This window comes from Photobacterium gaetbulicola (assembly GCF_003025515.1).
Lineage (GTDB): Bacteria > Pseudomonadota > Gammaproteobacteria > Enterobacterales > Vibrionaceae > Photobacterium > Photobacterium gaetbulicola.
Genome location: NZ_PYME01000033.1, coordinates 1 through 15,113 on the forward strand (window position 1 = coordinate 1; position 15,113 = coordinate 15,113).

The following is a 15,113-nucleotide window of genomic DNA, read 5'->3' on the forward strand; positions in this document are numbered from 1 at the left end:
GCCCCCACTCATCAATCGGATACCTAACCCCCTCTGAATTTGCAGTACTAACACGTTCAGGGCTAAACAACAGCAATGTAACTGACATTACTAAAGAGGTGCTGGATTAGTTATTGGGGGCAGGTCAGGGCTCCCATTAACTTCCGTCACACTACAGTTATTACCGCCTGAATCAACGCAGGTTTTCTTTGCTAACGCCATTGCCTCTGAGGTTGACGGAGCTCCCCAAGCAGCGCCAGCAACATTGTTTGTTCCTATAGCAAATGCTTTGTTATTTGGTTTAGCTCTATACTGGTTATAAAGGTTATCCGCACTGCTTACCGTTGTTTGGCATCCTGCCATCAGAGCTACCGACATTGCAATAATGCCAAATTTGAATGTTTTATTGTTCATTATTATCCACATGAATATATGAGAGTACTACTATAAAACTCTATGCATTTTCGCGTGATAATATCATGTTTAATAACGATAAAGTGTGGCTATTATCAATTTACATTGGTTTTATCATTAAGCCACCCAAGCTTTAAAATACGTTTTTCATGCTGCGCTAACATTGTCTTTAACTCACTCCACACCGATTCATGAGACTTAACTGACAGATAGCAAATGAACAGCGTCGGTGGGCCCATACCCAGTTCATCAACCAGTATCAGCAGCTCTCCCGCGCAAGCCCCCTAACCTTTTTCCCGGCGAACCGTGTCGAATAAGCCAATCAGCATGGCGGCAACCACCGGGATTGTACCGCCAAGTTGCGCGCCAAGTTCTCCGATTGTCACGGTGACTAGTTCACTGTGACCAGTTAGCAAGCCTGCGGCAGCAATTCACGTAATGTTTTCGCTGTTCGCCAGCCTCAGTACCGAGCGTGATCGCATCATTGTTGGTTGAGCTGGCTTTCAATAAAATGTGACAGCGTGACGTTCAGCTCTGCCATGCCTTCGGTGATAGTCAGCAAGCTGGTTGCCATGCTCTCACCGCCAACGGGTTTGCTCAGCATCGGCGTGGTGGTATAGACGCGAACCGCTTGCCCGGTTTCCAGTTTCACCCGTGGCAATTCCGTTACTGCCACCTGTTGGCCTTCTGCCAAATTAACACTTGGGAGTTGTGACACCGTCACGGACTGATTTGGCTCAAGCTGTACTTTCGGCAGTTGCGAAATCACAACGGCCTGCCCGTCCACTAACGCCCACTTGTGGTAACTGGCCGATATTGACTTGCTGGTTAGGTGACAGGGTCACTGCTGGCGTATGGGTTACGGCGACCTGTTGCCCATCAGTCGGCGGGATGTAGCGTCCAAAGCCACAGATAATCGTCACTGTCCCCGCCTCGCCCATGTTCTCGACGGTCACGCGGCCTGTTAACTGCGGGTCGAGGATCTGCGCGCCCTGCTTTAACCGATAGTCACCACGTTCGGTAGTAATTGCCACTGAATCCGGGCACGCCTCGATATACAGAAACTCGCCCAACGCTTGGAACTGCGAACGCTGGCGCGGTTGCATCATTTGGTGGAAATTCATCGTTTACCCCCGACCATCATCACGGCCATGAAGGCCATCACCAAACCGACAACAATGGTCATCTGGCGACTGGTTGCCACTTGCACCGAATGACACCGAACCACCCTGAAAATTGATTTCTTCATTGCCACCTACCGAGCTGGGGCCAGCCCCAGCATTAATAGGCATACTGCCGGAGTTCGTCAGGCCGGGAATATTCATCATGCTTTTTTCCCCATCACAATGTCGTAGAGCCACAGCCCCATAACGACAGCAGCCAATACACGTAATGTTCGACCGACCTTTTCACTGGTAAACATGCCAGTAACAAACCCCACTGTACCCGCCAGTAGCGGCCAAAATAGAAACGGCATCATTTCCCCCTTAGCAGCATGACAACAGCCAGCGCTACAAAGCCGCCGCCCATTAACATCAAGGCGGTGTTGGTTGGTGCCATGGTGTAAATTGGCTGTCCTGTTGGTTGTTGTGCGGGCTCTTGGTGTTGCGGTTTACGGTTTTCTTCCGGTGCTGCCGAGGCCACTTTTTCAGCCTCGTTATCGAACCAAGAATTCAACCAGGATTCCCCCCCGGCTGTGGCGGTATCCCAAATCCCGCCGAGGGTTTCACCAATGTTGTCGAGTAGTTCCATTGCGCCCCCTTAGCTCTTGGTCGGCAATGCATTCACTTGTTCGACCGCTTCGATGATCACCGGTACGCTACCGACTTCTGACTTGTCCAACTCGAAAGCCAGCTGGCTACGTGCCGCTGTGTTCAACATGCCATCAGCACCAAAACCGTAGCGAATGAAATCGAGGCTAAACCAACCTTCGTTTTGCTCTTTCTTGGCCTGCGCCAAGTCGAAGGCGTTATCTGCCTTGGTGACGTTCATTTCTTCGAAGCTGTCACGCAGTACACGAACGCGATCAACCGAGTTATCGAGGAAATGGATACGCTTGAGGTTGAGTGCCGGGCTACGCTCGGAGAAATCAAACGGCGTGCGGCCTGTTGCCGAGGCAAACCACGTCAGCTCATAGATACGCGGCATGTAGTAGCGTACTGATTGTGCTGGAAGCACATGGGCACGGGCGCGAACACTTGGCGCTGTGGTTCCGGCAGGTTTTGACTTGAGGGTGATATACACAAACCAGATTTCCCCTGCCAAGGTGACAAGGTCGGTTTGGCGTACACCAATCTTGGTGCGTAGTGTGGCATCACCAAACGAAATGACATAGCGCCCCGGTTGGGCGTAGTTCTTGCGGTGGGCTTGCAGTTTTACCAGCGTCTCACCTGTCACATTGATTTTGGCCGAACCGTTCAGCGATACTTCGACACGTTCAATATCGTTCGGATCAGTAATGTCGGTGACTAGCTCAATGCTGTGATACGTTGGCCCCGAGACCAAACGCAGTGATGCGCGGTTACCCCAGCCTACACCCTCGACCGGGTCTAGCTCTTTGGGGCGTGGCGCGAATGGGGTTTGCACTAATTCCATAATGCGCCCCTTACCCGATTGCGTCTTCAACGGCATCAACGTTGTTCGATGCCCAGACAACGCCTGTTGCAACAAACATAGCGATCACCCCGGTGATCACATAGCAGTTAGTTTTTGCACTCATGATGTTTGCTCTCTGTTGGTTAACAAAAGTTCCCCATCAGGAAAGCAAGTGATTTGGTTTTAAGGCAAGCACAAAAAAGCCCGCTAAGGCTATAGGTTAATTATTTTGTTGGATTTGATACGTGTCAAATAGTGCTGTAATTAATGGTTATATATATTAATGACTGCAATGGCTTAATATCTGTAATGAAATGTAAATGTGTGGTCAGTGGTGTATACAAGTGATGATTGTTTCATTTAATAATAAGAATTTACTAATAAAAAGGATTTTCCATATGTCTCTCATTAATTGCCCTGATTGCAATTCTTCAGTATCAAATGAAGCTGAAAGCTGCATTCACTGTGGTAAGCCCTTAAGACAAGTAACCTTTACATGCTATGAGCCAGGACTCCTTTGGTGGAAAATATATGTTATAGGAAGTGTAATATTACTGACTGTGATGCTCTTTACGATGGCATTTGATCACGAATGGCTTAGTGTCACTTATTCGGCATTATTGATTTTAGTTTCTCTATATTGTCACCTTAAAAAGAGTAAAGTTGCATTTGTCATTTTGACAATATTGTCAGGGCCACTTTTTTGGATAATAAACTATGTATATTTAAAAAATAGATGGTATCACCCTGAACTTAATATTTAGGCTGTATGATGTTCTAATTGACACAGCTGTGTCAATTAGAACAGTATATTAATCCTTACCATTTAATTTTACCTACCTCCCAATCCTGCAAAACATACTCAAGATTCTCGAGGTCAATAATCACACTCGCCGGAATTTCCGTATTTTACTGCAAGTACCGCGCACGATCATCTGCCTTTTGCATCATGATACACACGAACTGGCTGTTATCTACGATGGTTTTCGAGACTTCCAGCCCATGCCCCAAACCACCATGCAGAATTTGTCGAAATCTTCCTCGGTGGTTTCATGCTTTGGATACTACGCAATCTTGAAACCCTGGTTGGTTTTACGACCGGCAATCAACGCAGCGGCAAAGGCTTTCAAAGCTACGAACCTTTCGCCCGGCCAACTCTCCTTCGTAGTCACCAAATGGGTCAAAAATGGCGACTTGGTCGGTCGGTTTGATGAACAGTTTTTTGGCTGCGGAAGTTTTCGGTACTGTCAAAACTAGGATGGTTTAATTTGGTGACAGCTCCTGAATCATTCCTTTTTTTGACCGCTTGGCTTAAATTTCAGACTTAATCGCAGTTCACTTTACTGCAATGTGAACTGCATCAAATATTCTAATTAAATTTCACGCCAACAATGTACAGCTTCACCTACAGTTAAGTATAGACTTGCGCACAAAATCGGCTGTTTAACCTAATGGGTATGATATCTACTTGATAACTCATGGTGGGATATGAGAAATAAGCTCTTAAAACAAAATGCGAGAAATACTGGCGCTAAAACCAACGGCTTTGTGGACGAAAAGAAAATATCAGCTGCAAGTATGATTATTGCCTTTTTAGCTTTAATACTTTCCCAATTTAAGCCAATCTATCAATATTTTGAATCAGCGGAAATCGAGTTGAAATTAGCGAGCCATATACAGATCGGGCAAAGTCTTGGAAATTTAATATTAATGCCTTTTTTTCAAATTAAAAACAGCGGATCTTCACATGGGTATGTTAGAGATATAGGTTTTTATATTGAAAATACTGATCTCCCAAACATACAAAAGAAGATTCCGGTTCAACAGTATTACTTAAAGCCTACGACTATTTCTGCAGGCCAAATACCTACAAGGCTTCCAATGGGAGACATTTCGGTTGCCACAGGCGAAGGTTGGGAAGCATACATAGAAATATTTGACCAACCTAGCCCCCTTATACTGCAAGAATTTTCTGTCATTCAGGCTGCCGTAGCTACTGAGCTTTTGCCCAAAAATAAAACGAAGATTAGTGACGAACTTTATGGAAAAATTAGTTCAATTGTTTCCAGAAATATGAGCTGGTTCAAAGAAGGTAAATATAGAGTGTTGTTCGTACTCAGGGAAGACCCGAACGATAAACCTATTATTAAACAAGCGTACAGTTTCACAGTCACTACTCAAGATATTGAATTGCTGAATGAAGTGACCAATAGGTTTAGATACGGTGAATTCATTGTAAATCCGCCGAAAACACAGAATGGTTTTTTTTCGAGGCTTTCTCTAATTCATGATTCTAAAGATATTGACGAGCTATACAGGAGATATTTGGAACTATGAATCGCTTTCTAATTTCTCTGTTATTAATATCAATTTCGATATCTACACAAGCACAAATTCCTAGGCCTGTAGATATTCCCATTCAAAATATACCTCAGCAAACACAGGTATGGTGTTGGGCTGCAGTTGCACAGCAAATTATCTACTCAATTCAAGGACCACAAAATACTCCGCCTCAATGTGCTCTTGTGGCAATTGCTAATGGAGTTCATCCTGGATTTTGCTGCAATGGGTATAATCCTAGTTGTATTAGAACCGGAAGCATTCCTCAGATTCAACATCTGATAGCTTATTTTGGTGGCCGATACTCAAGTTATGCACCACCAACAGATCCGATGACGCTCTATAGAACCTTGTCAAACGGAATGCCAGTTATTTTGCAAGTGAGGACTGGAATGATAAGTTCTCATGTTGTTGTTCTTCGAGGAATGTCATTTACTCGAACAAGATATGGTATTGAGCCAATGCTTCATATCAATGATCCATTAGCGTATTTTACACAACCAGTTCCTTATTCATTCATAGCTCCTATTTGGATGAATGCCATTGTAGTTAGATAATGTATTACTCAATTTAGGCGTTAGGCAATAACAGAAAAACACTAGTATGGATAACAAAGACATCTTACAAATTCACTTGGTTGAAACTACCGTAAGTCAAAAACTAATACGTTAAGAGCTATTAATCAGTAATTCTACTACGCCGGCCAGATAAAGTGACGCGGTCACCCCATCTGGTTCGGATAGACTTTTCCTATTTTACTTGGCCGTCTACCTCAATTCAAACGCTATGTTTCCCCTTTGAATTGCCAGTATGAATTATTTGCCTATTAAGCTAAATGACGGTTTTGAGTAATATATTTTTATTAGGTCAAGATTTGAAATTATAGTGCACTAGAAACAAATACATTTAAAATCAGCAGTATAGGTTAATTAACAAATTAATTAATATGAATTATCACCGTCAAATGTTTCAATTTGTAATGACCTCACTTAGTCTCCTTTTCGCTTTTGGAGACTAATACTATGAAAAACGCTTTCCCTCTTTTTGCCCTGGGCTGTGCCATTACAACATCTGCAATTGCTGGACCTACAGGGCTTCAGCAAAACTATTCTTATGTCTCTGCGGGTTACCAATACTCGCTATACAGTGAATACCTTCCGACCGATATCAACAGCAGTTACGACAACATGTCTGGTTACTACGCGCGTGCGAGTATCAACCCTGTCGGCCAAGTCTTTTTAGAAGGTCGTTATGACGATGTGTCACGGGACCGCCTTGGCTTTAGCCACTCGCTTGTAAGTCTTGGTTACTATATGCCTGTAGGCAAAAACAGTTCGGTATACGCCCTATTAGGTGCAGAAAAACTGACCGCGGAAATGGACCTATCAAATCCATTGTTCTCGAATATCTCGATGAGCTATTCCGATACCGCCTTCACCGCAGAACTCGGTGCCAAAATCAATATTATGCCGCGCTGGACTGCTGAACCAGCCATTCGCGTTGCAACATTCGATGAGCCTCTGTACGAACTTCGCCTGGATAACCAGATCCATCTGACTGAAGACTGGAGCGTTGAAGCGAATATCGCCCATCGCGCAATGGATTTGGGCCACACACAATTAGGTGAACTTCCGGTGCTAAAAGAGATGAACTTCCGATTAGGTGTACGCTATCAGTTCAATATATCGTAATTCAGCAATAATTAATATTAATTAGCTAGGTATTTGGGTTTTCTGATTTTTGTATGTGATAAGTTTTGAACGCCATACAATAACAAGGAAATCCAAATGCTCAGTAAAGTCATCCCATCCCTAGCGCTTTTACTTGCTGCCACATCAGCAAGTGCTGAAGTCACTTTAATTAACCCCTTTCACGTACCTAAAGCACACGAGCAAGACGTACTCGAGCGTTGGGAAAAAGCCAGAGACTTCTTGGCTGAACAACCGGGTTACATCTCAACGACCTTGCACCGTTCTATCCAGCCAAATAGCCAGTTTCATTACATCAATGTCGCTAAGTGGGAATCAGAATGCGATTTTAAATCGGCTATTTCCGCAATGAACAAGTCATTGCCCCCTCTGAATATATCAGAAGTGGAGTTCTACCCTGCACTTTATGAAGTTATCCGAAACTAAAAGGAATATAGTATGAAGCACAAGAAATTAATTCCATTGGCGTTTGGTTTAGCCATGACAGCAACTCAAGTACATAGTGCCGCCTATGGCGTCAGCCTTGAATGGAAGACCGATGATGCCTTGACGGTTTTCGAAGGTATGAATGCCCAGCGCAATGCATTTTCTGAATTAATCGAACAAGGCGTCATTCACGATCTATTTGTTCGACATTCTACTATTGATGATAAGCAGTTTCCGATCATTAACTTTGTAATGGAAGCCGACTCGGCCGATCAAGTTCTTAAACGTTTGGAACCTTTGCCTTTTTTTAAAGAAGATATCGTCAAAGTGAGCGAAATTAGAGATATTGGCACTAAATGGTTGGATAAAGAAGTCGTCCAAAACACCTATGCACTAGAACTTACCTGGTTAGAGCCCCAGCAAAACCTTTTGGTCGATCAAATTCTCGGAAAAGACCTTCAGAAAGTCGTTAACTGGAATGCGCAAGGGATTGTCACCTCGGCTTACCTCAGCATTCAAGAGTTCGATAGCAACATGAAGCAGCCAACCTACTCTATTGCAGTTCAAGCTCGGGATGAAAGCCACGCCCAAGATATTGCCAAAGAACTGGAAGCTGTCAAAACAGAAAGTGCCTCTTACAACATTATGTACCTTGGTTATAAGTTGAACATTTAATCATTCACAGGCCGAACTTTACCTATCGTTCGGCCATACAAACCTTTGCTTATTCAGCTCCTAGTTTTTTACCCTTCACAACATTGTTTTGAGCTATGCATTCCCATAAAATCCCCAGCTCAAAGTGGTGAATATGAGGAAAATTATGCATGACATGACAACACCGGTTTTACTGGGGGATTTTAAGATAGACCCTGTAACACAAGTGCTGATCCGCACCACTGACAACCGGAGCGTGAGGCTGTCCCGCTCAGAATCCTTAATTGTCTGTATGCTGGCAGAACAGCCCAATGTAGCCGTCAGCCGCGATACCCTGCTTGAAACTTGTTGGACCGGTAAGGTGGTAACCAACAGCTCGCTGACCGTGGCGATAAAACATATTCGTTCGGCTTTTTCTGAGCTTGGCGCAAACGACGTGATTGTGACCGAGCCAAAAAAAGGCTACCTCATTCGCCTTCCTTCGGCTGAAAACAATTTAGCGGAGCAAACTCAAACCCCACCAGCACTGGAAGAGATCCCAGCAGCCACCAGCACTCCTAATTCGGCAGACCCGCGTTTACAAACGAAGGCAGGAAAACGCAACGTTCACACCTTGTTACCGTTACTCTCCACCTTGTCAAAGCGTTACCTTGTAACCGCAACGGCATTTTTAGTGACGGTAATCACCCTCTCCCAAATGACGCTTTTTGTCGAAAGAACGCGTGTAGATAGACATGAGATTCTTTTTGATGGCCAACTTTTACCACCAGCAGTTGTTAAGGCAATCAGGGCTCACCCCGCACCAAAAGCAAAAATGATTGCTTATCCACTGGGTGGCATTTGTGATAAGTATCAATTAATTGCCATCGACCAACAGAATGGATTTACCGATTTAACCTCCCATATTGAACAAGGTGAATGCCATGGCTAAATTCCTGACAAAAGCGGCGATTGGGGTCTTTCTTGGGGTGCTATTTACACTCAGTATCGGCATTTTTTCTGCTTTGACGACAAAGGGTCGCTATCAGTTTGAATCGGAGTATCCGGGCATTGGCCACGAGAGACTTTCAACCGTCTTTACTCACGGGCGGATCAAGATGCAATTTTTGGGTTATAACGCAGCTGAGAAAATCACGATTTCTAAGCAGTTCTATGGCATCTTCTTACGCTATGGGTCCCATTATCTCGTCCTTGCCAAGGAGCAGGACACAGCAGAAAAAAAGCAATCTCTCACTGCCCGTAGTTTTTACATTATCGAGTCAGCTGACAAGGCGGCGTATATTTCCGACCAACGTGGTGTCTTTATCACAAAAGATAACCAACTGCTGAACCTAAATAGTGTATTACTTGGAAAGCCGCTCAACGGTTAACAAAACCAGGCTGTATGGAACATGCAGCCTACCTCCCATCCCTTCTGTTTCGTCTTTATTTAAGCGCTTTTTTTATGCCTGCTAAAATGTTTGAATTTTAATCAAGTTAATAATTATAGTGCGTTAGAGGTGCGATTGATGACGAGGAAGATCACAGATTGGCTTATCATTAATCAAGTTAAATGTGAAATTTCCCTATCATACTAGGTACCAGAGCACCTTTTAATGACTTATATTTATTAGTACTTTTGTTATTCTTAGCAGGAACAGGATGAGTTTAAGGAAGAACCAATATGAATAAATTTCTCATCATTGAAGATAATAAAATGATGGCTAAGATCCTGGCCGAATTGCTAAGAAAAAGCATCCCGGTTCAAAAGCTCCTTTATGCCCCTACTGCGCAGCAAGCCTATAATACATTGCTTAAAAGTAAGGTTGACTGCATTTTTCTCGATCTAAACCTATGTAAGCCGCTGGACGGGATTGAAGTCTTGCAATATATCAGAACGCAATACCCTTCATTGCCGGTTGTGATTGTAACTGGTGATAGCGAAATGGAGACTGTTAAGCGTGTTATTTCGCATAACCCGAATGACTACCTAGTAAAGCCCCTTTCTATGCACAAAGTTCAACGCTGCCTAGAAAAACTAGGGATTTTCCAGCCTAGTGATACCTAAATTCCTTATTGCTGATGGCTAGACCATCTCCCCTTGTTTGTCCGTTAGACTATCGCCGTAGCGAGGCTCCTTTTGCAGTTGAACGACATCAATGTTAGGCGGGATATCTACAACTAGCAGCGGAACGGGCTCACTAATGATATGGCTAATTTTAGTTGTCACTCTTACCAAAGCACCTTCGCCTTTTTCAGAAGCGGCTTTTATCGTCATCCGATAGCCAAGCTGAAAAAATTGTTCCCTTTCTATTTTGTTAACCTCTGGCAATTCGATAAATAGCTTGTCTTTGCCATTGGTACCGATAAAAACCGAACTAACCTGGAACAATTGCCCTACCGGGGTTTTAACACTCAGTGTTATCTCACTTCCGTGCGTAATTTCCATCAGCCCTGGTAACGAAGGTTTTGAGAGCTGCCTAATACGATTTTCCATCGCTCGACGTTTAATCTGGCTCAGTTGCAGGTTCACGACTTTCCCTTACGACGACTATTTGTTTTGTAAGGGAATTCTAATCCTTGTCTAATAGTAACCACAATAGTTTCAATAACCTAGTTAGCATAATACTAGGTGTTAGCCGCCTTGCACCCCGCTAGATTGGCGCAAATATACATTATCAGTGTGATAGCAAAATTTATTTTAAAGTATTATAGGTGCCCCGAGGAAAGCCATCAAAAACATTGACATAGCGACAAATTGACAGATAATGCCATCTTTTAAGCGTTAACAAGCAAATGGCAATTACAATAAGAGATATCGACAAACACTATTTCATGATTGAAGAGTTAAAGTCTATTACTGAGAGCAATGTCACAACCAAAGCCTTAATCAAAGGTGGCTATATGGCCGTTGAACTGGGCAAGGAATTGGAACAGGAAAAAGAAAAAAGAATAATAGCTGAGCAAGCCTTGAATGACCTGCAACAAAAAATCCAACACTATTTATCTAGCCACCAGGCACTTGTCGATATTGCAGCGTCTAAACCGACTCACAATTAACCCTTAGCAGACATCCATTGCTCAGGCACCCTAACAGCCGTTAGCTTCGCTTCTACGGCTGTTTTACCCTCTGCAATAAGGTGACACACCAAATGCGTTGTCCGCGCTTCCACAGCCAAAATATCGGCTCGCAATACAATATCAGCACTTATCAACACCGGACGAAGATAGTTCAGTGACAAACTCCCGGTTGCGTACCATATTGCCTCTCCTTGACCGATTTCCCGGCCAGCACGCCGGTAGGCATCAGCCATCGCGGTACAAATACAGTGACAATCAATCACTGTGGCAATAATTCCACCGTTTAGAAAGTGAGTTGGTGCAGCACAATGATAGGCCTCGGGGGTAAACTGACACACAGCGGTATCTCCTTCAGCCCAGAAGCTTTGAATATGAAGTCCGTGGGGATTTTCACCCCCACAGCCAAAACAATGGTTGCCTTTCAACTGAGCCTGAAAAGACACCGCATCCGCCGCTTTCCCCATCGCCTTCCCCTCTACTTATCAGATTCTTATACTGACAAGTATATACAGCTAGCCTGGGGTTTCTCTTCGCCTACGACTTAATGTTCCAATTCTTCAACCACCAGCTCGGTAAAACCGGTTGCCGTATCAGGCTCACGGGTAAAAGACAGGTTCGCATACTCCGCCAGACAAACCTCTGCCGTATGAGACACCACCGAGCCGTCTTGGAGATGGCCGCCGTAGACACGGCCTGATTGATCCGCCACTGAAATATGCAAGTGGACATGCTCTGGAGTCAGGGTACCTGTAAGGGTAAGGATCTCTAGTGGCCCTACCAGCTCCAGGCTCTTGGATTCATTTGCCAGCCGTATAGACGCGTGAGATAGACAACCAACACAACTTAACAGTGATCCGGCTTTCATTCCTTTTTGCTTCACGTAAGTCAAAATTGATTGTTTTAAATCCATACCAAGGGTTAAGCGAAAAGCATGTGGCATGATCATGAGGGCTACCTGTGTTGTTACCAGAGAAATAAAGTGCTTATTAAAGTGCTTATGATACAAAAAAGCTCCCCTGAATGGAGAGCTTTTAGAGTGTAAATAAATCAATTAAGCGCGTCTTCCACGCTTCTTCGACCCACCACTGTACGGAAAGACATTGTGGACTCGCTGTTTAACTTTCGCAGGCACTGATTTGGAAAAAACCAGCTTAGTGGTAAAGCGGTTCTTGTAGACTTTAATCTTGCCTGAAAAAGGCTGCTTGTGGGCAATGTCTTTGCAACCGACCAGAAAACCATTTGGGATCTGGCCTTTCTGCTGGGTTAACTTTCCCTCTTCAAAGACCAGCACCATTATCGGCCGATCTTTAAACACGAGAACAAATATAACAATGGCAAGGGCAATCACATATAGCGCGAATTCCATGCTTGGCTCCTCTCTAAGTTCCTTTTTGGCCCAGCTCTACAAAATGATTTACTAAATGGGTTTCGAGTAGAAGCTATGGCATCTCAGTCATATTTTACAACACGTTAGCGATCCGCGCCTGAGTCAGGTTAACAACTCTGAAGCAAAACAGGCTTATGAATCAAGCGCCTATTCAAAGTCCAGCAACTCATGGAGATCATTTTTAAGATCCAGCACCTTCTTACTCGCCACTTCAGACTTGTTAGACTCACTGATTAAATACTCGATAGTATCGGACAAGGTACAATCTAACTCTTTGGATTTTTCCGCCAACTTTTCCCACACACGGTAATCGAGGTCGATCGATTTTTTACGGGTATGGACTTGCTCGGCATTGAAATGGCGCTTACGCTTGGCTCGAATGGCTTGCTTGAGCTTCTTATCAAGCTCTGGCGACATGTGCTTATCAATCCACTTCAAGACCTTGGTCGGCTCATGCTCTATTGATAGGAGCTCATCTACCGCTGCTGTCGCCTCACTGGTATCGATGTAACTGGTGATAGCTTCACCTTCTTTCCATTTCTTTACTAAATAATTCCATTTCCAACCGGCTTCAAGGTTTTCAAGCTGCTGATATTTCATAGTCGTCAGAGGTTCTCGATAAGTCTAAACTTAAGTAGTGACAGTGTAACTGTTAGGCTCCTAAAGCTCAATTCCCTTTTGAAGTTTAAGCGATTGTTTTTAAGTCGATCTCAACTGAACTGCAAACGAAGTCAATAACATTACACACTAAGCTATTATGCGGCCATTGATTCATTTATACTGCTGACTTTTTCACACTAACGAAATTAAGCACACGCCCATGCATGAACAAAACTGGCGCTCGATGACTCCAGACTACTCCCAGTACCAAGCCATCCTAGAACAGTACGATGATCTGGTTCCCGCAATCACCGGAACCTTGCAAGATCGTCTCACAGATGCTGTGCGCCGGTTTACTGCTGTCGAACTTCAGCCTCGAGTGCTGCGAATTACAGCACCTGACAACAAGGTATACCGTGATTATGTCATTGAGCTGATCTCACAACAAGCCGAAGCCAAAAATGAATCTCCGGTTATCGTAGCTGGCGAAAATGTCACAGAACAAAGCCTGTTTGGTGCCGTGTATCCACCAGTTGAAGAAAACAACATCAACAAGCAGCAAGTCAAACACGGACTGGTACACCAGGCCAATAACGGTTACCTGGTGCTATCGGTCGGCGCTATCCTAGCCAACCCGAGCTTGTGGCCGCGTTTGAAAAGCATTTTGATGAATGGAACCCTTGAGTGGCAAGCCGCCTCGAACAAGAGTCTCTACCCGCTTCCACCCGCCGAGCAACTCAACATCAAACTGGTGCTGATTGGCGACCGCTATCTCATGGCCGAGCTTGAAAATGCCGAGCCGGATATTTCTTCAGGCTTCACCATGTACGGTGAATTCGAGCAAGATTTAGTGATCAGCAAAGATAACCTACCGCTCTATCTTGCCTACCTGAAAGCCATCATCAAAACCGCCAAATTGCCTGAGCTAGCTGATACCCAAGCGCTGGAGATGGTGCTCAAAACCGGTGCCCGCTACGCAGAGGACCAGACCCGCGTACCGCTCTGCCCAATCTGGCACCAGAGCCTTCTCTGTGAAGCCGCGCTGGAGTCCCAGGGGCACAAGATCACCGCCCAGCACCTGGAAGACTCGATCCAGGCCCGCGAATACCGCGAGTCATACCTGCCTGAACGTGCCATCGAGGACATCCATCATGGTCAGGTGGTCATTAATTGCCAGGGTGAAGAAGTCGGTCAGGTCAATGGCCTTACCGTGGTTGAAGTACCGGGCCATCCTCGAGCTTACGGCGAGCCAGCCCGTATCTCGTGTGTGGTTCACTTTGGTGACGGCGATATCTCTGATGTTGAGCGTAAGGCAGAGCTGGGCGGAAATATCCATGCCAAGGGCATGATGATCATGCAAGCCTTCCTAAGTACCGCCTTGGACTTGGATCAGCCGTTGCCATTTTCCGCCTCTATCGTCTTTGAGCAGTCGTACTCGGAAGTCGATGGTGACAGCGCTTCTCTGGCCGAGCTCTGCTCGCTGGTGTCGGCCCTGTCGATGCAGCCGATAAACCAACAAATCGCCGTTACCGGTGCCGTAGACCAATTTGGCCGTGTCCAGGCGGTTGGTGGCATTAACGAGAAGATCGAAGGTTTTTACAAGGTATGTGCGTTCCGAGGCCTGACAGGTAACCAGGGTGTCATCTTACCGAAAACAAACCTCACTAACCTATGTCTTAACAATGAGGTCTTAGAGGCTGTTAAGGCCGGCAAATTCCACTTATGGACAGCTGAGAGTGTCGATGACGCCCTGCCTCTGCTCACGGGCCAAGCTTTCCGTAGCGATGATGAGGATGCAGAGACCTTGTTGGCGAAGATTGCCGAGCGCATTGATATCTTCCATAACGGTGAAATAGTTAAGCATGTCGGTTTGTTAACACGACTTCGTCACTGGTTTGTCCAGAACTGATCCGAGTTGTCTGGCGTACATGTGTAAGCTAAATTGCCTC

22 protein-coding genes and 1 pseudogene are annotated in these 15,113 nt (G+C 45.0%); 10 read left to right on the forward strand and 13 right to left on the reverse strand.

Translation table 11 applies throughout. The features are described 5' to 3' along the window. Positions 1-90: 90 nt before the first annotated feature. The 8 genes and pseudogenes from C9J03_RS22215 to C9J03_RS27040 form a co-directional block, all read right to left on the reverse strand. Positions 91-393, reverse strand: a complete 303-nt coding sequence (locus C9J03_RS22215) for a DUF4189 domain-containing protein (protein ID WP_146149102.1) — start codon at positions 391-393, stop codon at positions 91-93. 481 nt (positions 394-874) lie between these two features. Further along, positions 875-1,162: a hypothetical protein gene (locus C9J03_RS22220; protein WP_146149103.1), complete on the reverse strand. Its 288-nt coding sequence runs from the start codon at positions 1,160-1,162 to the stop codon at positions 875-877. Then, positions 1,131-1,517 carry a hypothetical protein gene (locus C9J03_RS22225; protein ID WP_044623316.1) on the reverse strand — a complete coding sequence of 129 codons (387 nt, stop codon included), beginning with the start codon at positions 1,515-1,517 and terminating at the stop codon, positions 1,131-1,133. Before C9J03_RS22225 ends, C9J03_RS22220 begins: the two co-directional genes overlap by 32 nt. Positions 1,518-1,520: 3 nt before the next feature. Continuing rightward, positions 1,521-1,721, reverse strand: a complete 201-nt coding sequence (locus C9J03_RS22230; protein WP_044623315.1) for a hypothetical protein — start codon at positions 1,719-1,721, stop codon at positions 1,521-1,523. Continuing rightward, positions 1,718-1,870, reverse strand: coding sequence for a hypothetical protein (locus C9J03_RS26785; RefSeq protein ID WP_156149940.1), 153 nt, complete (start codon positions 1,868-1,870; stop codon positions 1,718-1,720). The genes C9J03_RS22230 and C9J03_RS26785 overlap by 4 nt, the downstream gene beginning before the upstream one ends. Continuing rightward, positions 1,870-2,145: a hypothetical protein gene (locus tag C9J03_RS22235; RefSeq protein ID WP_044623314.1), complete on the reverse strand. Its 276-nt coding sequence runs from the start codon at positions 2,143-2,145 to the stop codon at positions 1,870-1,872. The genes C9J03_RS26785 and C9J03_RS22235 overlap by 1 nt, the downstream gene beginning before the upstream one ends. A gap of 9 nt (positions 2,146-2,154) precedes the next feature. Beyond that, positions 2,155-2,988: a major capsid protein P2 gene (locus tag C9J03_RS22240; RefSeq protein ID WP_044623313.1), complete on the reverse strand. Its 834-nt coding sequence runs from the start codon at positions 2,986-2,988 to the stop codon at positions 2,155-2,157. Between the two features lie 819 nt (positions 2,989-3,807). Beyond that, positions 3,808-4,227 (reverse strand): annotated as a pseudogene (locus C9J03_RS27040) (ATP-binding protein); the annotation flags it as partial. 249 nt (positions 4,228-4,476) lie between these two features. Here C9J03_RS27040 and C9J03_RS22250 point away from each other — a divergent pair. The 8 genes from C9J03_RS22250 to C9J03_RS22285 all read left to right on the forward strand — a co-directional run bounded on the left by C9J03_RS22250 (position 4,477) and on the right by C9J03_RS22285 (position 10,164). Further along, positions 4,477-5,325 (forward strand): hypothetical protein, encoded by an 849-nt coding sequence (locus tag C9J03_RS22250; RefSeq protein WP_044623312.1) that lies wholly within the window; start codon positions 4,477-4,479, stop codon positions 5,323-5,325. Further along, positions 5,322-5,885: a papain-like cysteine protease family protein gene (locus C9J03_RS22255; RefSeq protein WP_082060614.1), complete on the forward strand. Its 564-nt coding sequence runs from the start codon at positions 5,322-5,324 to the stop codon at positions 5,883-5,885. Before C9J03_RS22250 ends, C9J03_RS22255 begins: the two co-directional genes overlap by 4 nt. Before the next feature lie 465 nt (positions 5,886-6,350). Continuing rightward, the gene (locus C9J03_RS22260) at positions 6,351-7,019 is read left to right on the forward strand and encodes an outer membrane beta-barrel protein (protein ID WP_052829767.1); all 669 of its coding nucleotides are present in this window, start codon (positions 6,351-6,353) and stop codon (positions 7,017-7,019) included. Between the two features lie 96 nt (positions 7,020-7,115). After that, positions 7,116-7,463, forward strand: coding sequence for an antibiotic biosynthesis monooxygenase family protein (locus tag C9J03_RS22265; RefSeq protein ID WP_052829766.1), 348 nt, complete (start codon positions 7,116-7,118; stop codon positions 7,461-7,463). Between the two features lie 12 nt (positions 7,464-7,475). Continuing rightward, a complete protein-coding gene (locus tag C9J03_RS22270) occupies positions 7,476-8,138 on the forward strand; it encodes a hypothetical protein (RefSeq protein ID WP_082060613.1) in 663 nt (220 codons plus the stop codon). A 145-nt stretch (positions 8,139-8,283) separates the two neighbouring features. Then, complete coding sequence (locus C9J03_RS22275) at positions 8,284-9,048, forward strand: transcriptional regulator (protein WP_044623311.1); 765 nt, start codon at positions 8,284-8,286, stop codon at positions 9,046-9,048. Beyond that, a complete protein-coding gene (locus C9J03_RS22280; protein ID WP_044623310.1) occupies positions 9,041-9,487 on the forward strand; it encodes a hypothetical protein in 447 nt (148 codons plus the stop codon). Before C9J03_RS22275 ends, C9J03_RS22280 begins: the two co-directional genes overlap by 8 nt. Positions 9,488-9,780: 293 nt before the next feature. After that, positions 9,781-10,164 carry a response regulator gene (locus C9J03_RS22285; RefSeq protein WP_039461179.1) on the forward strand — a complete coding sequence of 128 codons (384 nt, stop codon included), beginning with the start codon at positions 9,781-9,783 and terminating at the stop codon, positions 10,162-10,164. An 18-nt stretch (positions 10,165-10,182) separates the two neighbouring features. Here C9J03_RS22285 and C9J03_RS22290 read toward each other — a convergent pair whose 3' ends face one another. Then, the gene (locus C9J03_RS22290) at positions 10,183-10,629 is read right to left on the reverse strand and encodes a flagellar brake domain-containing protein (RefSeq protein ID WP_052260700.1); all 447 of its coding nucleotides are present in this window, start codon (positions 10,627-10,629) and stop codon (positions 10,183-10,185) included. 302 nt (positions 10,630-10,931) lie between these two features. Here C9J03_RS22290 and C9J03_RS22295 point away from each other — a divergent pair, with 302 nt between their 5' ends. Beyond that, a complete protein-coding gene (locus C9J03_RS22295; RefSeq protein WP_231580663.1) occupies positions 10,932-11,156 on the forward strand; it encodes a hypothetical protein in 225 nt (74 codons plus the stop codon). Here C9J03_RS22295 and C9J03_RS22300 read toward each other — a convergent pair. From C9J03_RS22300 to matP, 4 genes are all read right to left on the reverse strand, one after another. Further along, complete coding sequence (locus C9J03_RS22300) at positions 11,153-11,641, reverse strand: PaaI family thioesterase (protein ID WP_044623308.1); 489 nt, start codon at positions 11,639-11,641, stop codon at positions 11,153-11,155. The two genes, C9J03_RS22295 and C9J03_RS22300, sit on opposite strands and share 4 nt — an antisense overlap. Before the next feature lie 77 nt (positions 11,642-11,718). Next, positions 11,719-12,123 (reverse strand): PPC domain-containing DNA-binding protein, encoded by a 405-nt coding sequence (locus tag C9J03_RS22305; RefSeq protein ID WP_039461173.1) that lies wholly within the window; start codon positions 12,121-12,123, stop codon positions 11,719-11,721. A gap of 105 nt (positions 12,124-12,228) precedes the next feature. Next, positions 12,229-12,543, reverse strand: coding sequence for a DUF3634 family protein (locus C9J03_RS22310; RefSeq protein ID WP_039461171.1), 315 nt, complete (start codon positions 12,541-12,543; stop codon positions 12,229-12,231). A 168-nt stretch (positions 12,544-12,711) separates the two neighbouring features. Continuing rightward, positions 12,712-13,164 (reverse strand): macrodomain Ter protein MatP, encoded by a 453-nt coding sequence (gene matP, locus C9J03_RS22315; RefSeq protein ID WP_039461169.1) that lies wholly within the window; start codon positions 13,162-13,164, stop codon positions 12,712-12,714. 220 nt (positions 13,165-13,384) lie between these two features. On the opposite strand from matP, the gene C9J03_RS22320 reads away from it, so the two are divergent. After that, positions 13,385-15,073, forward strand: coding sequence for an AAA family ATPase (locus C9J03_RS22320; protein ID WP_044623307.1), 1,689 nt, complete (start codon positions 13,385-13,387; stop codon positions 15,071-15,073). The last annotated feature ends 40 nt before the right edge of the window (positions 15,074-15,113 follow it).